The 22,467-nt window shown below is 69.7% G+C and carries 19 protein-coding genes, 1 tRNA gene and 1 riboswitch; of the genes, 11 read left to right on the top strand and 9 right to left on the bottom strand.

Annotated elements, in window-relative coordinates:
- Positions 1-6 precede the first annotated feature (6 nt).
- Positions 7-879 (bottom strand): formyltetrahydrofolate deformylase, encoded by an 873-nt coding sequence (purU, locus tag E3O23_RS15080; protein WP_134492408.1) that lies wholly within the window; start codon positions 877-879, stop codon positions 7-9.
- A 164-nt stretch (positions 880-1,043) separates the two neighbouring features.
- Here purU and E3O23_RS15085 point away from each other — a divergent pair, with 164 nt between their 5' ends.
- From E3O23_RS15085 to E3O23_RS15105, 5 genes are all read left to right on the top strand, one after another.
- Positions 1,044-2,282 carry an MFS transporter gene (locus E3O23_RS15085; protein ID WP_134492410.1) on the top strand — a complete coding sequence of 413 codons (1,239 nt, stop codon included), beginning with the start codon at positions 1,044-1,046 and terminating at the stop codon, positions 2,280-2,282.
- Positions 2,283-2,376: 94 nt separating this feature from the next.
- Positions 2,377-2,465, top strand: a riboswitch (ZMP/ZTP riboswitch).
- Between the two features lie 27 nt (positions 2,466-2,492).
- Positions 2,493-3,779, top strand: a complete 1,287-nt coding sequence (gene glyA / locus E3O23_RS15090; RefSeq protein ID WP_277613943.1) for a serine hydroxymethyltransferase — start codon at positions 2,493-2,495, stop codon at positions 3,777-3,779.
- Positions 3,776-4,660: a bifunctional methylenetetrahydrofolate dehydrogenase/methenyltetrahydrofolate cyclohydrolase gene (locus tag E3O23_RS15095; RefSeq protein ID WP_134492414.1), complete on the top strand. Its 885-nt coding sequence runs from the start codon at positions 3,776-3,778 to the stop codon at positions 4,658-4,660. The genes glyA and E3O23_RS15095 overlap by 4 nt, the downstream gene beginning before the upstream one ends.
- Before the next feature lie 57 nt (positions 4,661-4,717).
- Entirely contained in the window at positions 4,718-5,551 is an 834-nt protein-coding gene (locus tag E3O23_RS15100) for a nitrilase-related carbon-nitrogen hydrolase (RefSeq protein ID WP_241983500.1), read from the top strand.
- A 3-nt stretch (positions 5,552-5,554) separates the two neighbouring features.
- Positions 5,555-7,252 (top strand): flavin monoamine oxidase family protein, encoded by a 1,698-nt coding sequence (locus E3O23_RS15105; RefSeq protein WP_134492417.1) that lies wholly within the window; start codon positions 5,555-5,557, stop codon positions 7,250-7,252.
- A 28-nt stretch (positions 7,253-7,280) separates the two neighbouring features.
- On the opposite strand, the gene E3O23_RS15110 is transcribed toward E3O23_RS15105, so the two are convergent.
- Entirely contained in the window at positions 7,281-7,820 is a 540-nt protein-coding gene (locus E3O23_RS15110) for a gamma carbonic anhydrase family protein (protein ID WP_134492419.1), read from the bottom strand.
- Positions 7,821-7,860: 40 nt separating this feature from the next.
- On the opposite strand from E3O23_RS15110, the gene E3O23_RS15115 reads away from it, so the two are divergent.
- From E3O23_RS15115 to E3O23_RS15125, 3 genes are read left to right on the top strand one after another with little or no spacing between them, the layout of a single operon-like run.
- Entirely contained in the window at positions 7,861-8,337 is a 477-nt protein-coding gene (locus tag E3O23_RS15115; RefSeq protein WP_198415196.1) for a YbaK/EbsC family protein, read from the top strand.
- A gap of 32 nt (positions 8,338-8,369) precedes the next feature.
- The gene (locus E3O23_RS15120) at positions 8,370-9,266 is read left to right on the top strand and encodes an ABC transporter substrate-binding protein (protein WP_134492421.1); all 897 of its coding nucleotides are present in this window, start codon (positions 8,370-8,372) and stop codon (positions 9,264-9,266) included.
- A gap of 34 nt (positions 9,267-9,300) precedes the next feature.
- Positions 9,301-10,242 (top strand): aldose 1-epimerase family protein, encoded by a 942-nt coding sequence (locus E3O23_RS15125; protein ID WP_134492422.1) that lies wholly within the window; start codon positions 9,301-9,303, stop codon positions 10,240-10,242.
- Here the strand turns inward: E3O23_RS15125 and E3O23_RS15130 are convergent.
- From E3O23_RS15130 to E3O23_RS15145, 4 genes are all read right to left on the bottom strand, one after another.
- Positions 10,239-11,744 (bottom strand): APC family permease, encoded by a 1,506-nt coding sequence (locus tag E3O23_RS15130; protein ID WP_134492424.1) that lies wholly within the window; start codon positions 11,742-11,744, stop codon positions 10,239-10,241. The two genes, E3O23_RS15125 and E3O23_RS15130, sit on opposite strands and share 4 nt — an antisense overlap.
- Positions 11,745-11,800: 56 nt before the next feature.
- Positions 11,801-13,246 (bottom strand): aldehyde dehydrogenase family protein, encoded by a 1,446-nt coding sequence (locus E3O23_RS15135; protein WP_134492426.1) that lies wholly within the window; start codon positions 13,244-13,246, stop codon positions 11,801-11,803.
- Between the two features lie 139 nt (positions 13,247-13,385).
- Positions 13,386-14,348, bottom strand: a complete 963-nt coding sequence (locus E3O23_RS15140) for an AraC-like ligand-binding domain-containing protein (protein WP_134492444.1) — start codon at positions 14,346-14,348, stop codon at positions 13,386-13,388.
- Between the two features lie 108 nt (positions 14,349-14,456).
- The gene (locus E3O23_RS15145) at positions 14,457-15,053 is read right to left on the bottom strand and encodes a TetR/AcrR family transcriptional regulator (protein ID WP_134492428.1); all 597 of its coding nucleotides are present in this window, start codon (positions 15,051-15,053) and stop codon (positions 14,457-14,459) included.
- A 137-nt stretch (positions 15,054-15,190) separates the two neighbouring features.
- Here E3O23_RS15145 and E3O23_RS15150 point away from each other — a divergent pair, with 137 nt between their 5' ends.
- Together E3O23_RS15150 and E3O23_RS15155 are read left to right on the top strand one after the other, a co-directional pair.
- Complete coding sequence (locus tag E3O23_RS15150; protein ID WP_134492430.1) at positions 15,191-17,140, top strand: primary-amine oxidase; 1,950 nt, start codon at positions 15,191-15,193, stop codon at positions 17,138-17,140.
- Between the two features lie 55 nt (positions 17,141-17,195).
- The gene (locus tag E3O23_RS15155) at positions 17,196-18,467 is read left to right on the top strand and encodes a DUF445 domain-containing protein (protein WP_134492432.1); all 1,272 of its coding nucleotides are present in this window, start codon (positions 17,196-17,198) and stop codon (positions 18,465-18,467) included.
- Positions 18,468-18,482: 15 nt separating this feature from the next.
- Here E3O23_RS15155 and E3O23_RS15160 read toward each other — a convergent pair whose 3' ends face one another.
- The 3 genes from E3O23_RS15160 to E3O23_RS15170 form a co-directional block, all read right to left on the bottom strand.
- Positions 18,483-20,129: an AMP-binding protein gene (locus E3O23_RS15160; RefSeq protein ID WP_134492434.1), complete on the bottom strand. Its 1,647-nt coding sequence runs from the start codon at positions 20,127-20,129 to the stop codon at positions 18,483-18,485.
- Positions 20,130-20,246: 117 nt separating this feature from the next.
- The gene (locus tag E3O23_RS15165; protein ID WP_134492436.1) at positions 20,247-21,428 is read right to left on the bottom strand and encodes a MarP family serine protease; all 1,182 of its coding nucleotides are present in this window, start codon (positions 21,426-21,428) and stop codon (positions 20,247-20,249) included.
- A 152-nt stretch (positions 21,429-21,580) separates the two neighbouring features.
- Positions 21,581-21,653 (bottom strand) — tRNA-Lys (locus tag E3O23_RS15170).
- 91 nt (positions 21,654-21,744) lie between these two features.
- Here E3O23_RS15170 and E3O23_RS15175 point away from each other — a divergent pair.
- Positions 21,745-22,374: a DNA-directed RNA polymerase subunit beta gene (locus E3O23_RS15175; protein ID WP_134492438.1), complete on the top strand. Its 630-nt coding sequence runs from the start codon at positions 21,745-21,747 to the stop codon at positions 22,372-22,374.
- Positions 22,375-22,467 lie beyond the last annotated feature (93 nt).

A 22,467-nucleotide genomic window follows, 5' to 3' on the forward strand; every position in this document is an offset into this window, starting at 1 on the left:
GCGGGACTATCTGAAGATGATGGTGCGGACGCCGTCGACGAGCACCCGGTTCTCCGCGTACCACTTGACCGCCTGGGTGAGCGTGCGGCTCTCCTCGTCCTGGCCGATCGCGACGAGCTCGCCCGGGGTGCGGGAATGGTCCACCCGGACGACGTTCTGCTCGATGATCGGCCCCTCGTCGAGGTCGCCGGTCACGAAGTGAGCGGTCGCGCCGATCAGCTTCACCCCGCGGGCGTGCGCCTGCTTGTAGGGGTTCGCGCCCTTGAACCCGGGCAGGAAGGAGTGGTGGATGTTGATGGCCCGGCCGGCGAGGCGTTCGCACAGCCCGGGCGAGAGGATCTGCATGTACCGGGCGAGCACCACCAGCTCGATGTCGTTCTCCTCGACCGCGTCGACGACGCGAGCCTCGAACGCGGCCTTGCTGGCGGCATCCGTGATCGGCAGCGACTCGAAGGGCACACCGTAGAAGCCGACCAGGTCGCGGAGGGAACCGTGGTTGCTGAGCACCAGCGGGATCTCGACCGGCAGCTGCCCGGCGCGCTGGCGGAAGAGCAGGTCGTTCACGCAGTGCCCGGCCGTCGAGGCGAGCACGAGCGTGCGCAGCGGGCGGCCGACGACGTCGATGACGGGCGTCATCCGGTAGCGCTCGATCACGGGCGCCAACTCGGTCTCGAGCTCCGCGCGGTCGGCGGGGGACTCCACCTGGAGGCGCATGAAGAACCGGCCCGTGTCGGCGCTGGAGAACTGCTGGCTCTCGGTGATGTTCCCGCGGGCCCGGACGATCGCCCCGCTCACCGCGTGCACGATCCCGGGCTGGTCGGCGCAGACGAGCGTGATCACCCAGTGGTGGTGGGCAACCGGCGGCGGGTTACTGGTCATGCCCCCAGATTAGCGGCCCCTCGGCGCCGGCGCCCCCGTCGGTTAGACTGCTTCCGGCCGGCGGAATCCGCCCGGCCCCGGGCGCGCACGTCGGCGCGCAGTCGATCCTTGCCCCGCCCACCGGTGTGAACGGCAGGATCCGCCGTCCGTGAGCCATAGCCCCCATGTCGAAAACCACCCCCCACGTTCCGCTCCGCAGCCCGGCTGTCTTCCCCTGGCTCGGCCTGATCACGCTCTCCTCCGCCGTCTTCCTCTCGGTGACGTCCGAGATGCTGCCGACCGGGCTGCTGCCCGAGATGAGCCGCGACCTCGACGTCACCCAGTCCCGGATCGGGCTGCTGGTCAGCTGGTTCGCCTTCACCGTGGTGCTCACGAGCACTGGGCTCGCGCACCTGACCCGCCGCCTGCCCCGGCATGGGCTGATCGTGGCCGTGCTGATCGCGTTCGCGCTGGGCAACGTGCTCACCGCCGTTGCCCCGACCTACGAGTTCCTCGTCGTCTCCCGGGTGGTCGGCGGGATGGCGCACGGGCTCTTCTGGTCGGTCGTCGGCGCGTATGCCGCGCACCTGGTGCCCAAGGAGCAGATCGGCCGCGCCGTGTCGATCACGATCGCCGGCGGCACGGTGGCCTTCGTGTTCGGCGTCCCGGTGGCGACGGCCGCCGGGCAACTCCTCGGCTGGCGCCTGTCGTTCGCCGTGCTCGCCGGGCTCATGCTCGCCGGGGCCGTGCTGGTCTGGCGGCTCCTGCCGCCGGTCGAGCACCACGCCGGCAAGAAGGCTGCCGGCACGAGGGATGCCGCGGCATCCGCTCCCGGCGCGGCCCCGCCCCGCCGGGACCCCACGGTGCCCGCCGTCGTGCTGGTCTGCGTCATCACGGCGGTGACGATGATCGGCCACTTCACCTTCTACACCTACATCGCCCCGTTCCTGATCGAGCAGGTGGGGGTCCGGAGCGGCGACGTCGCGCCCCTGCTCTTCCTCTTCGGCATCGCCGGTGTGGTCGGCCTCATCCTCGCCGGCACGGTCTTCGGCCCGCGGCCGCAGCGCGGCCTGCTGATCAGCCTCGCGCTCGCCGCGGTCAGCGTCACCGTGCTCGCCGTGTCCACCGAAACGCTGCCGGTGGCGGTCACCGCGTTCGTTCTCTGGGGGCTCGCCTTCGGCGTCCTGCCCCCGCTGATGCAGACCAGGCTCCTGCACGCCGCCTCGCACCGCATCCGCGACACCGCGAGCGCGTTCTACACGACCGCGTTCAATACCGGGATCGGCGGCGGCGCCCTCCTCGGCGCCGTGCTGCTCGACACCGTCGGGCTCGAGGTCGTCCCGTTCGTCTACGCCGGCATCCTCGTCGCCGCGTTCACGCTCGCGCTGGTCAGCGGCCGGATCGTCCGCCGGCGGGCGACCTGAGCCGGCCGGCCGCCGCCCGGTAGACTGGACCCGACACTCTGACCTGACAAGCCGGGAGGGCCGCATGACGACGATCCCGCCCGGGCTGATAGGATCGCACTGTCGCAACTGGCGTAGCACGAAGATGGGTCACCATCGGGGAGCGACTGACACGGTTAGTGGCCGCACGCCTGGGCCGCAGCATCCACCGATATGTCTAAGGAGACCCCCGTGCCAGCCAACTCCGTGCCCTCCACGTTCAACGATTCCCTGCAGGACGTTGACCCAGAGATCGCCGCCGTCCTCGAGCAGGAACTCGGTCGCCAGCGCGACTACCTCGAGATGATCGCGAGCGAGAACTTCGTTCCGCGCGCCGTCCTGCAGTCGCAGGGGTCCGTCCTGACCAACAAGTACGCCGAGGGCTACCCGGGACGCCGCTACTACGGCGGCTGCGAGTATGTCGACGTCGCCGAGCAGCTCGCGATCGACCGGGCCAAGGCCCTCTTCGGCGCCGAGTACGCCAACGTCCAGCCGCACTCCGGTGCGACCGCGAACGCCGCGGTGCTCGCCGCGATCGCCACCCCCGGCGACACGATCCTCGGCCTCGAACTCGCCCACGGCGGCCACCTCACCCACGGCATGAAGCTCAACTTCTCCGGCAAGCTGTACAACCCGGTCGCCTACGGCGTCGACCCGGAGACCTTCCGCGTCGACATGGACGTTGTGCGCGACAAGGCCCTCGAGCACAAGCCGAAGGTCATCATCGCCGGCTGGTCTGCCTACCCGCGCCACCTCGACTTCGCGGCCTTCCGCAACATCGCCGACGAGGTCGGCGCGCTGCTCTGGGTCGACATGGCCCACTTCGCCGGCCTTGTCGCCGCCGGGCTGCACCCGTCCCCGGTGCCCCACGCCGACGTCGTCTCGAGCACCGTGCACAAGACCCTCGCCGGTCCCCGCTCGGGCTTCATCCTCTCCCGCGACATGCAGCTGGCCCGGAAGCTCAACTCCAACGTGTTCCCCGGCCAGCAGGGCGGGCCGCTCATGCACGTCATCGCCGCGAAGGCCACCGCGTTCAAGCTCGCCGGCGAACCCGAGTTCAAGGAGCGCCAGGAGCGCACCCTGCGCGGCGCCAGCATCCTCGCCGACCGGCTCACCGCCGACGACTCCAAGGCCGGCGGCGTCGACGTGCTCACCGGCGGAACCGACGTGCACCTCGTGCTCGCCGACCTCCGCAACTCGCCGATCAACGGCCAGCAGGCCGAGGACGCGCTGCACGAGGTCGGCATCACCGTCAACCGCAACGCCGTGCCGTTCGACCCGCGCCCGCCGATGGTCACCAGCGGCCTGCGGATCGGCACGCCGGCCCTGGCCACCCGCGGCTTCGGCGACGCCGAGTTCACCGTCGTCGCCGACGTGATCGCCGAGGCGCTCAAGCCCGACGCCGACATCCCGGCCCTCCGCGCCCGGGTGAAGGTCCTCACCGAGGCGTTCCCGCTCTACCCGGGCCTGCAGCAGTGACGGCTGTCGTCCTCGACGGCGTCGCCACGGCGTCGGCCGTCAAGGCCGAGCTGGCCGAACGCATCTCGGCCCTCCGCTCGCACGGCGTCGTTCCGGGCCTCGGCACGCTGCTCGTCGGCGACGACCCCGGCTCCCGCTCGTACGTCGCGGGCAAGCACCGGGACTGCGCCGAGGTCGGCATCGAGTCGATCCGGATCGACCTGCCCGCCTCGGCGACCTCGGCCGACGTGCGCGCCGCGATCGCCGACCTCAACTCGAGCCGCGAGGTGACCGGGTACATCATCCAGCTGCCGCTGCCGGTCGGCCACAACGACAACGCCATGCTCGAACTGATCGACCCGGCCAAGGACGCCGACGGGCTGCACCCGACCAACCTCGGCCGGCTCGTGCTCGGCATCGAGGGCGAACTGAACTCGCCGCTGCCCTGCACCCCGGCGGGCATCGTCGAGCTGCTGCGCCGCTACGAGGTGCCGATCGTGGGCCGCAAGGTCGTCGTGATCGGCCGCGGGCTCACCGTCGGCCGCCCGCTCGGCCTGCTGTTCACCCGCAAGGGGCTGGATGCCACGGTGACGCTCACCCACTCCCGCACGGTCGACCTGGCCGACGAGGTTCGCCGCGCGGACATCGTCGTCGCCGCCGTCGGCGTGCCGCACCTCGTCCGGGCCGACTGGGTCAAGCCGGGGGCCGCCGTGCTCGACGTCGGCATCACCCGGGTGACCGACCCGGCGACCGGCAAGGGCACGCTGACCGGGGACGTGCATCCGGATGTCGCGGCCGTCGCCGGCCACCTCTCGCCCAACCCCGGCGGAGTCGGACCGATGACGCGCGCCATGCTGCTCGGCAATGTGGTCAAGGCCGCCGAACAGGCCCTCCGCAAGTAGCGGGCGCCCCCGGGCGGCATCCGGGGGAAGATGGAGACCAGCGACCGAGGAGGTCCGGTGGAGCACCAGCCCAGGCACGACAGGCAGAGCGTCAGGCTGGCCATGCTCCAGGCGCGCGCGGAGCCGCTGGCGATAGCGGCGAACCTGGCCCTGGTCGACGCCGCCGCCCTCGAGGCGAGCGAAGCCGGCGCGGACCTCCTGCTCACCCCGGAACTGTTCGCCACCGGCTACGCCCCCGGCCGGATCGCCGCGTCCGTCTCGGAGGCCGGCGTCGCGGAAGCCCACGAGGCGCTTCGGGCGATCGCGGCCAACCGGGGCATCGCGCTCGCCTTCAGCCTGCCCGGACCGGGCCCGGCCGCCGAGCGGCAGATCACGGCGACCCTCGTCGACAAGGCCGGCACGGTCATTCTCGGCTACGCCAAGTCCCATCTTTTCGGGCCGGAGGAGGCGTCCAGTTTCCGGGCCGGAACGGAAGCGCCCCAGGTCGCGGAGCTGCTGGGCCTGCGGATGGCGCTGCTGGTCTGCTACGACGTTGAGTTCCCGGAGACGGTGCGTGCCGCGGCGGTCCGCGGCGCCCAGGTCGTGCTCGTGCCGACCGCCCTCACGGCCGGCTATGAGAACGTCGCCCGGGTGCTCGTCCCCGCCCGCGCCCTGGAGAACTCCCTGACCGTCGCCTATTCGAACCATGTCGGCGTCGAGGACGGCCTCGACCTGGCCGGCGCCAGCGTCGTCGCCGGGCCGGACGGCAACCTCCTCGTGGACGCGGGGACCACCACCGGCCTCGTCTACGCCGACCTCTCGATCCCCGACGTGGACGTCGACTACCTCGCCGACCGCAGACCCGGGCTCTACCGAGCCTGGGAACAGACCCGCACGAATCAGGAAACGTAAGCAATGACGCTGGCCACCAATCTGCCGCACACCCCCCTCTCCGGCGAGACCGGCGGGCCGCCGATCACGATGCTGAACCCGGACTTCCCGTTCAGCTACGACCACTACCTGGCGCATCCGGCCGGGCTCGGCGAGGTGCCCGAGCTCAAGTACGGCACGAAAGTCGCCGTCATCGGGGCCGGCCTGTCGGGCGTGATTGCCGCCTACGAGCTGCTCAAGCTCGGCCTGCACCCGGTCGTTTACGAGGCCGATCGGATCGGCGGGCGGCTGAAGACCGAGGGCTTCGCCGCTGCACCGGGTGTCGTCGCCGACCTCGGCGGAATGCGGTTCCCCGAGTCTGGTCGGGCCTTCTACCACTACGTCGACACGGTCGGCCTCGAGACCCTCGACTTCCCGAATCGGCTCTCGGACGTGACGCCGAGCACGCTCATCGAGCTCGAGGGCGAATCGTGGTACGCGGAGACGGACGCGGACCTTCCGCCGTTCTTCACCGAGGTGGCGGATGCCTGGCGCCGCGCCCTGCTCGAAGAGGCGGATCTCGCCGCGATCCAGGGGGCGATCCGGCGACGCGATGTCACGGGGATCAAGCAGATCTGGAACCGGCTCGTGGCCGAGCTCGACGAGCAGACGTTCTACGGCTTCATCGGCGGCAGCGCGGCCTTCCGGGAGAAGAGCTTCGCCCACCGCGAGGCGTTCGGGCAGGTCGGATTCGGCACCGGCGGCTGGGACACCGACTTCTCCAATTCGATCCTCGAGATCCTCCGGGTCGTCTTCACCGACGCCGACGACAAGCACCGCCGCATCGTGGGCGGCGCGCAGCGACTGCCGGACGGGCTCTGGACGCACGCGCCGGAGAACATCGCGCACTGGCCGGCCGGGACCACGCTGTCCAGCCTGCACAACGGAGTGCCGCGCGGCGCCGTGGCCTCCATCCGGCGCGGTGAGGGCGGCGGCATCCGGATCGGTGAGAAGTGGGGAGCGACCAGCGAGTTCGAGGCCGCCATCGTGACCTGCCAGTCGTGGCTGCTCTCCGCGCGCATCGACACCGAAGAGGGGCTGTTCCCGCCGCGGCTGTGGACCGCGATCGAACGCAGCCACTACATGCAGTCGTCGAAGACGTTCGTCATGGTCGACCGCCCGTTCTGGAACGACATCGACCCCGAGACCGGCCGCCATGTGCTCAGCATGACCCTCACCGACCGGCTGCCGCGGGCCACCTACCTGATCGACGACGGACCGGACAAGCCCGCGGTGATCCTGCTCTCCTACACCTGGAACGACGACGCGCTCAAGTGGCTCTCCCTCAGCGCCGACGAGCGGACGACCCTGATGCTGCACTCACTGCGTCAGATCTACCCCAAGCTGGACATCGGCTCGCACATCGTCGGCGAACCGATCACCGTTTCCTGGGAGGCCGACCCCAACTTCATGGGGGCGTTCAAGAACAACCTCCCCGGCCACTACCGGTATCAGGAACGCCTCTTCGGCCACTTCATGCAGGACCACCTGCCCGACGCCCAGCGCGGAATCTTCCTCGCCGGGGATGACATCTCGTTCACCGCCGGCTGGGCCGAGGGCGCCGTCACGACCGCCCTCAACGCGGTCTGGGGAACGGTCAAGCACCTCGGCGGCCGGTCCGCCGCCGAGAATCCCGGACCAGGGGACCTCTGGGAGGAACTCGCGCCGATCGTGCTGCCCTAGCCGGGCTGCCGGCCGGGCTGGTCGCGGATCAGTCCTGGATCGCCGACCGGTGCAGGGCGGAGTGCGCGAGGTACACCTCGGCGTTGTGGCGGTTCCCGGCGATCTCCTCGTCCGTGAGGAGCCGTCGCACCTTGCCGGGGACCCCGGCGACCAGCGAGCCGGGGGGAACCACGGTGCCCTCGAGCACGACGGCCCCGGCGGCGACGAGCGAGCCGGCGCCGATCACGGCGCCGTTCATCACGGTCGACGCCATCCCGACCAGCACATCGTCCTCGATCGTGCAGCCGTGCAGCACCGCGCCATGGCCGACCGAGACGTTGCGCCCGACCGTCAGCGGGTAGCCGCCGTCGACGTGGCAGGACACGTTGTCCTGCAGGTTCGAGCCCTCGCCGATCGTGATCGGCTCCGCCTCGGCGCGGAGCACGGAGTTGTACCAGACGCTGGCCCGATCGAGAAGGGTGACCCGGCCCACAAGGATGGCCCCGGACGCCACGAAGGCGGAGTCGGCGACGCTCGGGGCGGGGATGTTCGGGAGCGCGATGATGCGCGCGGAAGGATCGATTGCCATACCCGCAGCCTAGTCGTGGCCGCGGTTTAGACTTTCGGGCATGGTGAATCGCATGCATCCGGCCGTCGACCTCGTTCGCGGCGCGCTCGGTGAGCACGGCCTCCACCCGGAGATCCGCTGGTTCGACGAGGCCGCCACCACCGCGCAGGCGGCCGCAGGGGCCCTCGGCATCGACGTCGGCGCGATCGCCAACTCGCTCATCTTCACCCTCGACGGGCAGCCGCTCCTCGTGCTCACCAGCGGCGCGCACCGGGTCGATGCCGTGTGGCTGGGGGAGCAGCTGGGCGGCACGATCGGGCGGGCGTCCAAGGACGTCGTCAAGCAGGCCACCGGGCAGGTGATCGGCGGGGTCGCGCCGGTGGGGCATCCGTCGCCGGTGCGCACCCTGGTGGATGTCGCACTCGCCGACCACCCCGTCGTCTGGGCGGCCGCCGGCCATGCCCACACGGTGTTCCCGACCACGTTCGAGGAACTGCTGCGCATCACCGGCGGAAGGGCCACGGCCGTCGTCCCCTAGGGTGAGGAGCACTCCCAACCGAAGGAACGTCCATGCGCGCTCGTCATGCACTCCCCGCCCTCGCTGCAATCGCCACACTGATGCTCACCGGCTGTGTCGACAATTCCGCGCCGAGCGCCGAGGGAAGCGGGACGCCCTCCGGCGCGGTCGTCGAGAAGGATGACGCGGCCGCCGCGCTCCTGCCGGACTCGCTCGCGAAGGCGGGCACGCTCGTCTTCGGGACGAGCCCGAACTACGCGCCCAACGAATTCAAGAACGATGCGGGCGAGCCCATCGGCTGGGCCATCGAGGTCAGCGACGCGATTGCGGCGAAGCTCGGGCTGACCCCCAGCTACACGATCGCCCGGTTCGAAAACATCATCCCTGGCATCGTCGGCGGCACGATCGACGTCGGCCAGTCCTCCTTCACCGACAACCTGGAGCGGGAGAAGCAGGTCGACTTCGTGAACTACTACACCGCCGGCATCCAGTGGGCCTCGGCCACCGGCAAGACGGTGGACCCGGACAACGCCTGCGGACTCAAGGTCGCCGTGCAGTCGACGACCTACCAGGACACCGTCGAAATCCCGGAGAAGAGCGCCGCCTGCGTCGCCGCCGGCAAGAAGCCGATCCAGAAGGTCGCCCTGGACACCCAGGATGCCGCCGCCAACGCCGTGACGCTCGGGCAGGCCGACGCCTTCACCGCCGACTCGCCCGTCACCCTGTACGCGATCGAACAGCTCAAGGGCAAGCTGCAGACCGCTGGGGAGACCTTCGACGCCGCGCCCTACGGCATGGCGGTCGCGAAGGATTCCGGCATGGCCGAGGCCGTGCAGGCGGCGCTGCAGTCCATGGTCGACGACGGCTCCTACGCCGAAATCCTCTCGGCCTGGGGCGTCTCGGACGGCGGGCTCGACACGATCACGATCAACGCGGCGTCGAAGGGCTAGCGTCCGGGCCGCCGCGCCGGAATAGGCTGAACCCATGCGAGCGGCAACGGGACACCAGTACGAATTGACGGCGGCGACGCCGAGCGGGCCGGCCACGGCGACCATCACCGAGGTCGCGGCCGGCCTCCGGGCGTATTCCGTGGGCGGCATAGACCTGGTCGAGACGTTCCCGGCCGAGTCGGTTCCGCCCAAGGCCGCCGGCATCGTGCTCGTGCCGTGGCCCAACCGCATCCGCGACGGCATCTGGCTTCACGACGGCGTGAAGCGGGAACTCGCGCTGACCGAGCCGGCCCTGCACAACGCCAGCCACGGACTTCTCCGGTTCACTCCCTACCGCGAGCTCGCCCGCACGGCGGGATCGGTCACCCTCGGTGCCACCGTCTTCCCGCAGACCGGCTACCCGTTCCAGCTCGACACCGAGGTCACCTACGCCCTGGCCGACGACGGCCTCGAGGTCACCCACGTGCTGCGGAACGTCGGCCAGGCGGATGCCCCGGTCGCCCTCGGCGCCCACCCGTACCTGAAGATCGGCGACGTGCCCACCGGCGACCTCACGCTGCGGGTCGCGGCCGGGACCCACATCGACGTCGACGACCGGCTGAACCCGGTCGGCGAGACGCCGGTCGACGGCACCCCGTTCGACCTCCGCGCCGGCCGGCCGGTCCGGGACCTCGACCTCGACGACGGCTTCGGCGGCGTCACTTTCACGAACGGGCGGGCGGAGCACTCGCTCACCGCACCGGACGGACGCCGGGTCGTGCTCTGGGGCGACGAGAACATGGGCTACGTGCAGGTCTTCACGCCGCGGAACTTCCCGGTCAGCACCGGTGCCGGCGAACCGGTCCGCGGGCAGGCCGTCGCCATCGAGCCGATGACGGCGCCCGCCAACGCCTTCAACAGCGGAGCAGGTCTCCGCCGGCTGGCGCCGGGGGAGACCTGGACCGTGCGCTGGGGCATCCGGCACAGCGGTTTCTAGGACAAGACGTCCCTGACCAGCGCGTCGTTCTCGGTCTTCCCGGCGCGCAGCACCGCGTAGCCGCCGGCGAGCAGCGCGAATGGCAGGGCGACCAGGACCCAGCCGATCGGGCTCAGCCCCCACGCCGTCACCGTCGGGTCGACTCCCTCCGCCACGGTCCCGGCGAGCAGCCCGAACCGGCTCATCAGGAGGTATTCGCCGAGCACCAGGCCGATGGTCGCCAGGATCGGCGCGATCAGCGTCTGGAAGACGTTCTCGCTGCCCTTGTTCCGGTGGAAATAGACGATGATCGCGACGCAGACGAGAATCTCGATCAGCACGATGGAGATCACGGCGAGGCCGCTGAACCAGAAGAACAGGTTCAGTACCGGGTCCAACTGGAAAATGGCGAACACGGCGATCACGAGCCCGGTCAACACCGACGTGACGATGGAGGCCGCCGCGGGGGCGCCGCGGCCGTTGACCCGGCTGAGCGGCTTCGGCAGCGCGCCGCCGCGACCGAGCGCGAACAGGTAGCGGCTGGCGGAATTCTGGAATGCCAGCAGGCCGGCGAAGAGGCTGGAGAGCACGAGGATGCTCATGACCGTGGCCATCCACGGTCCGACATACTGGGTGGCCAGGGCGAACAGCACGGCCGCCGGGTCGGCGAGGGGCACGTCGCCGACCATCGAGAGCTCCACGGTCTTCTCGACCACGGTCGACGCGCCCATACCGGTCACCATCGCGAACGCGGTCAGCGCGAAGAGGGCCGTGATGAGCCCCACCGCGAGGTAGGTCGCGCGCGGCACGACCTTCTTCGGGTCCTTCGACTCCTCGCCGTAGATGGCGGTGGCCTCGAACCCGATGAAGGAGGCGAACGCGAAGGCGAACGCGATGCCGGCCGAGCCCGCGAGCCCGCCGGCGACGATCGCCGCGGGGTCGAAGGATGCCCAGACATTGACGCCCTCCGGGCCACCGTCAACGAGGATGGCCACCGAGGTGACGACCAGGGCCCCCACCTCGAGCAGCATCATCACCCCGAGCACCTTTGCCCCGACGTCCACGCTCAACAGCGAGAGCAGGGTCACGACGGCCCACGACAGGAGAGACCAGCCCCACCAGGGCAGGAGCCCGACCTGCCCGGACATGACCGCGCCGAAGAATCCGTAGATGGCCAGCTGGATGGCGAGGTACGCCAGGATCGACACGAAGGCCGACGCCCCGCCGAGATGCTTCCCGAGGCCGCGGCCGATGTAGGCGAAGAAGGCCCCCGCATTCGTGACCCGCTGGCTCATCGCCGCGTAGCCGACGCTGAACAGGAGCAGGGTGATGCCGACGACGAGGTAGGCGCCGGGAGCCGCCGCCCCGTTACCGAGCACGATGGCCACCGGAACGGCCCCGGTCATCCCGACCAGCGGGGCCGCGGCGGCGACGACGAAAAAGACAATTCCGATGACACCCAGGCGCCCCTGGCGCAGGGACGTTTGCGGTTCGGTGTGGGACGCGGTGCGGGTTGTCGTCATGGTTTTCTCCTCGGTGAGGTCGTGGGTTCAGTACGGCAGCGGGGTCGGGGGTCGGATCAGCTGCCGTAGTGCATCCAGACGCCCTTGGTCTGGGTGTACGCGTCGATGGAATACGGCCCCATTTCGTTGCCCCAGCCGCTGGTCTTGAACCCACCCCAGGGCGCGGCCATGTCGGGAACCGGCGGCATGTTCACGAAGATGGCGCCGGCGCGGATGCCGTTGGCCAGCCGGTGCGCCACCGTCATGTCCTTCGTCCAGACCGTCGCGGCAAGCCCGTAATCGGTGTCGTTGGCACGGTTGATCAGGTCCTGCAGCTCGTCGTCGTCGTCGTAGGACATGATCGACAGCACCGGTCCGAAGACCTCCCGGGTGGCGATGTCCATTCCGTCGCGGACGCCGGCGAAGATGGTCGGCTGGTAGAAGAAACCCTGCTCGCCGGACCTGGCGCCGCCGGTGATCAGTTCAGCGCCCTCCGCCCGGCCGGCGGCCACGAGGGCCTCGACGTGGGCGAAGTGCTTGGCCGACACCAGCGGGCCGAGCTGGCTGGTCGGGTCGATGCCGGGTCCGATCTTCATCCCGCTCACGCCGGCCGCCATCTTTTCGACGAATTCGGCCTCGCGCTTCTTGTTCACGTAGAAGCGCGTGTACGCGGCGCAGACCTGGCCGGAGTTCAGCATCCCCCCGGCGATGTTCCCGCCGACGGCGGCGTCGATGTCCGCATCGGCGGCGATGATCGAGGGCGCCTTGCCGCCGAGCTCGAGGGTGACCTTCTTCAGGTTGGAGGCGGCGGAACCGGCGACGATGGAACGGCCGACGGCGGTGGATCCGGTGAAGGAGACCTTGTCGACCTTCGGGTGGTCCACCAGGGCCTGTCCCGTCGTTCCGTCGCCGGTCACCAGGTTGATCACGCCGGCCGGGAAGCCGGCCTGGGCGGCCAGCTCGACGAGACGGATGGCGGTCAGCGGCGTCTGCTCGGCCGGCTTGATGACGACCGTGTTACCGGTGGCCAGGGCGGGGGCGAGCTTCCAGGAGAGGATCATCAGCGGGAAGTTCCACGGCGTGATCAACGCGCAGACGCCGATGGGCTCGCGGCGGGTGTAGTGGTGCGTGTCCGGGAAGGAGATCGGGGAGGTGCGGCCCTCGATCTTGGTGACCCAGCCGGCGTAGTACCTGAAGTGCTCCGCGGCCCCGCTGACCGAGATGTTGCGGGAGATGCCGATCGGCTGCCCCTGGTCCCTGGTCTCGAGTTCCGCCAGTTCGTCGGCGTGGGCCTCGATCAGGTCGGCGAGCCGGAACAGCAGCCGCGCCCTGGCGACCGGGAGCATGTCGCGCCACTCCGGGGCGTCGAAGGCAACCTGGGCGGCGTCGACGGCGGCATCCACGTCGACGGCACTGGCAAAGCCGACCTCTTCGATGATCTCCTCGGTGGCCGGGTTCCAGGTCGTGATCGTGCCGCCGGTCGCGCCGGTCCACTCACCGTTGATGAACAGCTTCGTTGCCATGGTGTGACTCCTCGTTGAGTTCCCAGCCGACGCAGTGCGGCAGTGGCCCCCTGCGTTGGAGACCTGTACCGACTCTCTCCCGGGGAACCGGGTGGAGGCTTGTCTTTCCGGGAACGGCAGTTGACTGGGAGTGAAGGCTTCAGGCGCGGCGGTAGGCGCTGGGCGGCTCGCCGAAGGCGAGGCGGAACGTGCGGCTGAAGTGTGCGGCGTCCAGGAATCCCCAGCGGGCGGCGATGGCGGCAACGGGGCGATCGCCCAGGATGGGGTCCCGCAGATCCCGACGGCAGCGCTCCAGTCGCCGGGTGCGGATCCAGCCCGCCGCCGTCGTGTCCGCCTGGTGGAAGATGTTGTGCAGCTGGCGGGTCGAAATGAAATGAGCGGCGGCGATCCCGGCCGGGGAGAGCTCTGGGTCGCCGAGATTCGCTTCGATGTGCTGGCGCATCTTCGTCAGCATCTCGCCGTGCGACCCGCCGACCGGGTCGCGGCGCACGTTCAGTTCGCTTTCGAACATGGTGGCGACCAGGTCCACCGCGTTGTAGGCGAGCCGGTGGCCGCTGGTGCCGGAGAGGGCGTCGAGGTTCTCGGCCAGCCGGACCATGAAGGGGCTGATCATCCGTCCCAGCCCCGCGTCACCGGCCATGCGGACCGCCGTCAGCTGGGCGATCGAGTCCGCGGGGAGGTCGAAGGCATCGTGGGGGATCATCAGCACCAGGAGCCGGAAGTCCTCCGCGAAGGCCAGGGTGTACGGGCGGTGGGTGTCGTACACGGCGATGTCCCCCGGGCGCAGCGTGGCCTCGCGTCCGTCCTGGATCAGGATGCCGTGGCCGGACAACTGCAGATTCAGCTTGAAATAAAGGCGGTCCGACCTCGAGATGAGAGCCGGCGTACGCAGCACCTCATGGCCGTTGGCGGTGACTTCGACGATCGAGAGATCATCGAGAACGCGCGAGCGGAGCCGGCCGGTGAACTGCGCCGCGTCGGATCGGACCTCGAGGGGGACGAAGGACTGGGAGACCAGGTTGCGCCACTGGGTGAAGCTGTCCGCCACGGCCGTCTGCACCGGTTCCAGCGCACCCCGGGAACCGGTGCGGATGTTCGTCATGGTCACGAGAGGCCTCTTCCGGTAGCGCTTCGGCGCGCATCCCCAGCAATCTAGTCCGGAACAACGGCGTTGTCACTCTTTTTTCAACACTCGGCGAAGAACCCCCGGTCAGTCGCCGGTGGAGAGAACGCGGAGGTAGCCCTCGAGCTGGCTGACCAGGCGGGCGGGGGAATGCTCCGCCGGGGAGAGAACCGCGGTGATCTGCGCACCCAGCACCACGCTCATCAGATGCCCGACGATGTCGGCATCCGGGACGGTGGTGTGGATCTCGCCGGCGGCCCTGGCCTCGAGCAGGTGCTCGTGCAGCCGGCCGCGCCACTGCCGCATGGACTCTTCGTTCAGGGTCGCCTTCGACGGGTCGGTCAGCGCCTTCTGCCAGAAGGGGATGACGATCCGGGCCTCCTGGAGCCGGGTGTCGTCGAGCGGGAGGATCTCGTGGCAGAAGGCGCGCAGCGCGGCCAGGCCGGTGTGGCCGGCCGTCGACTTTTCCATGCGCTCGTTGGTCTGGTTGAACACGTGGCCGAAGGCGAAGGTGAGCAGGTCGTCCTTGCTGGGGAAGTAGGGCTTCAGCGCCCCGTTGGCGAAGCCGGCCTCAGCCGCGATGTCGCGCATGGTTGCGCCCTCGATGCCGTGGCTGGCAATGATGCGCCAGGTCGCCTCGACGAGGTCGACCCGTCGCTGGTCGTGGTCGACGACTTTCGGCATGCTGCCCCTCGAGAAAATACTGCCCGGAATAGACCTTGTCAGCGAGCCTAGTGAAAAGCTATGGTTCTACAACCATAGAAATAAAACCGCTATCGAGTCGCAGTGCTGCGGCTCGGGACACCCGGAAAGGTGTAATCATGACTTGCTGTTCACCGACAGTCACGATCGCTCCACTGACCACCACCACCGCGTATTCCCTGGCCACGGCCGAGGAAATCAGTGTGGTTCGCGGAGTCCTGGTCGACGCGGGCCTGCTCGGGGACAGCATCCGCGTCGCGTACCTGGGGCTGCTCGATCCGCCGCGAGGCGCCCGCGAACAGCGGCCCGACCGGCGGTTCCGGATCTTCCTGCACGATAACTCCGGGGCCGCCCCGCGGGATGTCGTCGTATCGGCCACCGCGGGGACGGTCGAGTCGGTTGTCGTGCTCGACACCGCGGTGAGCGGCGAACTTCCCGTGCTCGAGGAGGAATTCGCCGCCGTGGAGGAGCTCCTCACCCACGATGCGCGCTGGCTCAAGGCCCTCGCCGATCGCGGGCTCGACCTGGCGAAGGTCCGGGTGGCTCCGCTGTCCGCCGGTGTCTTCGAATACCCGGAGGAGAAGGGCCGTCGGATCCTCCGCGGACTGGCCTTCGTCCAGGACTTTCCGGAGGACAGCGCCTGGGCCCACCCCGTGGACGGTCTCGTCGCCTACGTGGACATCGTCAGCAAGACCGTGGACCAGGTCATCGACTACGGCGTCGTGCCGATTCCTGCCGAGCACGGCAACTACACCGATCCGACCCTGACCGGACCCGAGCGCACGACGATCAAACCGATCAGCATCACCCAGCCCGACGGCCCGAGCTTCTCCGTGACCGGCGGCAACCACGTCGAGTGGGAACGATGGAGCCTGGACATCGGCTTCGACGTGCGCGAAGGCCTCGTGCTGCACAACATCGGTTTCCAGGACGGCGACCGGCGCCGGTCCATCATCAACCGGGCTTCGATCGCGGAGATGGTGGTGCCCTACGGCGACCCGTCGCCGGTGCGGTCCTGGCAGAACTATTTCGACACGGGCGAATACCTGGTCGGCCAGTACGCCAACTCGCTGGAGCTGGGCTGCGATTGCCTGGGCGAGATCACCTACCTCAGCCCGGTCATCGCGGACGGCTTGGGCAACCCGCGGGAAATCCGCAACGGGATCTGCATGCACGAGGAGGACTGGAGCATCCTGGCCAAGCACAGCGACCTCTGGACCGGCATCGACTACACCCGCCGCAATCGCCGCCTGGTGATCTCGTTTTTCACCACCGTCGGCAACTACGACTACGGCTTCTACTGGTACCTCTACCTGGACGGCACCATCGAGTTCGAGGCCAAGGCCACCGGCGTCGTCTTCACCAGCGCCTATCCGGGAAAGGGATACGCGTACGCCTCGGAGCTGGCCCCGGGCCTGGGCGCGCCGTTCCACCAGCACCTGTTCAGCGCCCGGCTGGACATGGCCCTGGACGGCGCCACCAACCGCGTCGAGGAAGAGGAGGCCGTGCGCGTGCCGATGGGCGCGGGCAACGAGCGCGGCAACGCATTCAGCCGCCGCCGCACGCTGCTGGCCACGGAAGCAGAGGGGGTCCGAGAGGCGAACATGGCCGCGGGGCGAACCTGGCACGTGTCCAACCCGAACTCGCTGAACCGGCTGGGCGAGCCGGTGGCCTACAAGCTGTATCCGCAGGGCCAGCCCACCCTCCTGGCCGATCCGCAGTCGTCGGTGGCGCGGCGGGCCGCGTTCGCCACCAAGGACCTGTGGGTCACCCGCTTTTCCGAGGATGAGCGCTACCCGACCGGGGACTTCGTCAACCAGCACGCCGGCGGGGCAGGATTGCCGGCCTACATGGCAGCGAACCGGGACATCGACGGGCAGGACATCGTGCTCTGGCACACCTTCGGCCTGACCCACTTCCCCCGGGTCGAGGACTGGCCGATCATGCCGGTGGACACCGCGGGCTTCAAGCTGCGGCCGGACGGTTTCTTCGATCGCAGCCCCGTGCTCGACGTCCCGGCCAACGAGCCAGGGCACACGCCCGCCGCCGAGGGGCACTGTGCCTGTTAGCGAGGACGCGCCGCCGCGGGCGTGTTGATCGTCGCCGAAGTGGCAAGCTGGGGGGATGGTTGCGACCCGGATCCTTTCCCCGCCGGATGCCGCGCGTCTGGTGGCCCTGACCAGGATGAAGCGGCTCGCGGTCGGCCTGCTCGCCCTGATGGCCGTCGTCTTCGCCGTCTCCTTCGCCCTGCAGGAGCGTTACCCGGCGCTGGAGTACGTGCGGGCCGCGGCCGAGGGCGGCATGGTCGGCGCGATCGCGGACTGGTTCGCGGTGACCGCGCTGTTCCGCTACCCGCTCGGGCTGCGCATCCCGCACACGAACATCATCGCCCGGCGCAAGGACGAGATCGGCGCGAGCCTGGGCGAGTTCGTCGAGACGAACTTCCTCTCCGAGGCCGTCGTGCGCGGCAAACTCGAGTCGCTCGGGGTGTCCCGGCGGCTCGGCGGCTGGCTGGGCCGGCCGGAGAGCGCCCGGCGGGTCACCGACGAGCTCGCGCTCGCCGGCACCGGCCTGCTCCGGCTGCTCGGCGACGAGGCGGTCAAGGACCTGATCGAGGCCGTCGTGCGCGAACACCTGCTGCGGCCGGAATGGGCGCCGAGCCTGGGCCGGGTGGGCGAGCGCCTCGTCGCCGCCGGACAGCAGAGCGCCGCCGTCGATGCGGTGCTCGAACGCACCGAGGACTGGCTGGCCGCGCACCCGGAGGCCTTCGGGCATGCCGTCTCCCAGCGGCTGCCCCGCTGGCTGCCCGGTTTCGTCGCAGAAATGGTCGACGACCGGGCCTACCGCGAGGTGCTCGGCTTCGTCGCCGCCGTGCGGGCGCAGCCCGGGCATCCGCTCCGGCAGGTGGTCGACCGGTACCTGGCCGAACTGATGAGCGACCTGCAGCACGACCCGGACACCATCGCCCGCGTCGAGGCGCTCAAGGCCGGCCTGTTCGACAATGCCCGGTTGCGCGAGTTCGCCGGCGAGGCCTGGGAATCGGTCAAGGCGACCCTGGCCGAGGCGCTGGCCGACCCGGCCAGCGGCCTGCGGGCGGGCATCCAGTCGACGGTGACGGATGTCGGGGCGCGGCTGGCCGAGGACGCCGCCCTCGGCGCCCGGATCGACCGCTGGCTGGCCGACGCGCTCAGCCACCTGGTCCAGAGCTACCGCCACGAGATCGCCGGGGTGATCACCGAAACCGTTGAACGCTGGGATGCCGCGGAGACGTCCGAGAAGATCGAGCTGCAGGTCGGCCGGGACCTGCAGTTCATCCGGATCAACGGCACGGTCGTCGGCGCCCTGGCCGGGCTGGCGATCTTCGCCCTCGCCCAGGCGCTCGTCTCGCTCGCCTGAGCGGCCGCGCGGGCGTCAGGCGCCGGCGCGCATCCGGGCGATCGCCTCGTCCCGCATGTCGACCTTGCGGATCTTGCCGGAGACCGTCATCGGGAAGCTGTCGCGCACGTCGGTGAACCTCGGCACCTTGAAGTGGGCGAGCCGGCCGCGGCAGAAGTCGGCCAGGTCGTCGGCCGAGATCATCTCCGCGCCGGGCTTGAGGATGATGCAGGCCATCAGCTCCTCCCCGTACTTGTCGTCGGGGACCCCGATGACCTGCACGTCCTGGATGGACGGGTGCAGGTAGAGGAACTCTTCGATCTCGCGCGGGTAGATGTTCTCCCCGCCGCGGATGACCATGTCCTTGATCCGGCCCTCGACGCTGATGTAGCCGGCCTCGTCCATCAGGGCGAGGTCGCCGGTGTGGATCCAGCCGTCGTCGTCGATCGCCTCGGCCGTCTTCTCCGGCTCGTTCCAGTAGCCGGAGATGACGCTGTAGCCGCGCGTGCACAGTTCGCCGATGATGCCGCGCTCCACGGTCTCGCCGGTGCCCGGGTCGACGACCTTGCTCTCCAGGTGCGGCATGGTGCGGCCGACGGTCGAGGTGCGGCGGGCGATGTCGTCATCGCCGCGGGTCATCGTGGAAACCGGCGAGGTCTCCGTCATGCCGTAACAGATGGCCACATCCTTCATATGCATCTCGCCGATGACGCGCTTCATCACCTCGACCGGGCAGGTCGACCCGGCCATCACCCCGGTGCGCAGGGTCGACAGGTCGTAGTCGGCGAAGTTCTCCAGCGCCAGCTCGGCCACGAACATCGTCGGGACGCCGTAGAGCGAGGTGCCCCGGTGGTCCTGCACGGCCTGCAGCACCGCGGCCGGGCTGAAGTTGCGGCCGGGGAGGATGGCCGCGGCCCCGTGCGAGTAGATGTTGAGGTTGCCGATGACCATGCCGAAGCAGTGGTAGAACGGCACGGCGAGCACGACCCGGTCGTGCTCGGTGTACTCCAGCAGTTCGCCGATGAAGAACCCGTTGTTGAGGATGTTGCGGTGCGTGAGCGTGGCGCCCTTGGGGAAGCCCGTGGTGCCGGAGGTGTACTGCAGGTTGATCGCGTCGGTGGCCTCCAGCTCGGCCAGCCGGGCGGCCAGCCGCGCGGCGGGAACGTTCGCGGCCGCGGCCGTCACGTCGGCGTAGCCGAACTCGCCCGGCCGGCGTTCGTGGCCGTCCGGCTCGAGGAAGACCAGCTCGGCGAGCTCCTCGCAGCCCTGGTGCGCCGTGCGCGCCATCGCGGCGTAGTCGCTGTTCTTGTCCGACGGGGCGGTGATCAGCATGCGCATCCCGCACTGCCGGACCACGTATTCGAGTTCGCCGTAGCGGAACGCCGGGTTCACGTTCACCAGGATCGCGCCGACCTTCGCGGTGGCGTACTGCACGATGGTCCACTCGGCGCAGTTGGGCGACCAGATTCCGATCCGGTCGCCGCGCTCGACCCCGAGGGAGAGCAGGCCGCGGGCGAGCGCATCCACCTCGGCGTTCAGCGCGGCGTAGGTCCACTGTCGGCCCGTGGCGGCTTCGATCAGGGCATCCCGGTCGCCGAAGAGCGCCACATTCCGCTCGAAATCCACGCCAATGGTGGTCTCGAGGAGCGGCTGGTCGGACGGTGCGTCGGTGTACGAGAGCATGCAGGATCTCCTTTGATCGCCGGGCCAGCCTCAGCGAAGAGAATGACAACTGCTACCCAGCAACGTACCAAGGTGCGGCAGCGGCCAACGAATCGCGCGTCGCCCGGGGAGCCGGAATCAGTCGCGGACGCAGTGCCCGGAGGCCACCGGCGCGGAGAGGGACGCAGCGCGGGCGGCGACCGGTGCGAGTTCCTCCATCGCCAGGGCGTAGCCGACGTTGGGCGTGTTCTCCGCCTTGGCGAAGATGACGCCGGCCACCTCGCCGTCGAGGCTGAGCAGGGGGCCTCCCGACTCGCCCTGCTGCACGTCGGAGGCCAGCGTGTAGACCTGCCGCGCGGAGGGGTTCGCGCCGTAGATGTCGGCCACGGCGACCGAGTCGACGGAGATCACCTCGGCCGGGTCCGAGTCGAACGGGCCGCCGAGGGGGTAGCCGTCGGTGACGGCCTCGGTTCCCGGCGCGAGGTTCCCGGTGAGCCGCAGCGGGGCGGTGGTGAGCCCGCTGACCGCGATCACGGCGAGGTCGTCGACCGGGTCGAAGTAGACCACCCGGCCCGGCAGGGCGCCGGCGCCCGGCACCTCGACGACCGGTTCGCTCACGCCGGCGACGACGTGCGCGTTCGTCACGACGCGGCCGGCGGCCACGACGAAACCGCTGCCCGACTGGTTCTGCCCGCACGAGTAGGCGTTCCCGGTGATCTTCAGCACCGACCGCGCCGCGGTCACGAGGGCGGGGCTGCCCGTGTTGACGTTGGGGATTTCCGGGGTGGGGCCGGTGAAGGCCTCGACGATACGCGGCAGGCCATCCTCCACGGCCGCCGAGCGGACCTGGGCGAGGAAGCGCTGCACCGGCGCGGGGGTCAGGTCGTTGATCGTGCGGACCACCCCGGAGGACGCGATCGCCGGCGATAGGAAGGGCACCCCGAGGGCGCCGATGCTGAACGCGAGCATGGAGGCCACGAGGGCGGTCGCGACCAGGGCGACGCCGGCGCCGAGCACCCGGTCGACGACGCGCAGTTTCGTCCGGTGCGCGCGGCGACGGATGGCGTGGCCGATCGACTCCCCGACCGTGAGGCCGCCGAGCACGAGCACCAGGGCCGCCACCAGCGTCACCGGGGTACGCCACTCGGGCGCCGGGATCCAGGGCCCGATCAGCGGGACGAGGAAGAACGCGACGGTGCCGCCGGCGATGATCCCGGCGATGCCGCTCAGGCTGCGGACCAGGCCGCTGCGATAGCCGTTGACCAGCGAGACGACGAGCACGAGCACCAGCAGCACGTCAAGGACGATCGGTTCCTGCATTCGGCGTCCTTCCGTATCGCTCGTTTGTTCGTGGGCCGGGAACAGGATAACCGAGGGAACTGAGAGCGAACATGCGTCGCCGGCGCTACGTGCGGGAGCCACAACAGGGAGACGCCATCGCCGTCGATGCCAGGGGAGACGCCGGACAAGGGTGGGCCCCGTCGGGCTCGAACCGACGACCCAAGGATTAAAAGTCCTTTGCTCTACCAACTGAGCTAGAGGCCCGCGGGTAATAATCTATCGCGGATTTCCCGGAGCTTTTGTCGGTACCGTTGAGGCAGACCCGCCACCAGCCGACAAAACGAGGGAGGACACGATGGCAGAGGACTTCCACAAGCCGACCCAGTTCTCCGGCAGCAAGTTCGAATCCTTCCAGGGCGGGGACGACCCGGCGTCGATCAGCCGCGTCGCCCACGAAACCGCCCAGGCGCTCCTCGCCCGCGTGCGCAGCGACCCCGATCCGCGCATCGTCGAGCGGCTGATCGCGTACACCGACGAGCACGGAATCGACACGGTCGCCGAGCTGTGGTCCCGGGCCGCGCCCCGCAGCCTGCCCGGCGCGCTCTGGCGCATGTACCTGATTCGGCTGCTCATCCGGCAGGACCCCGACGGCACGGCGTTCCTCTACCAGCGCGGGGTGGATGTGGCCGTGTCGATCGACCCCGTCGTGGCGGGTGCGATGATCCCGACCGGACCGGCCGAGATCATCGCGGTCGCCGATGAAATCCTCCGCGGCGTGTTCTCCGGCGACTTCGCCGTCGCCCTCGACCGCGCCGCAGCGTTCTGCCGGGTCACCGGGGCCGGGTGCACGAGCGTGGCCGACGACCTGGATGCCACCGAGCCGGCCAGGTCCTCCGAGCTGACCACCCGGGCGCTTCGGTTCTCCACCACAGCCCAGGACCTCGCCGCCTGCGCCCGCCTGTGGCGGCATCACTCGCTCGACTAGGGCGTGTCTCCTAATCGAATCGTGATTCGTTTGGGAGGCTGGAGGAATGTCGCGTACTGCTCTGCTGACCGATGACCAGTGGACTCGGATTGA

Source organism: Cryobacterium tagatosivorans (genome assembly GCF_004402215.1).
GTDB lineage: Bacteria > Actinomycetota > Actinomycetes > Actinomycetales > Microbacteriaceae > Cryobacterium > Cryobacterium tagatosivorans.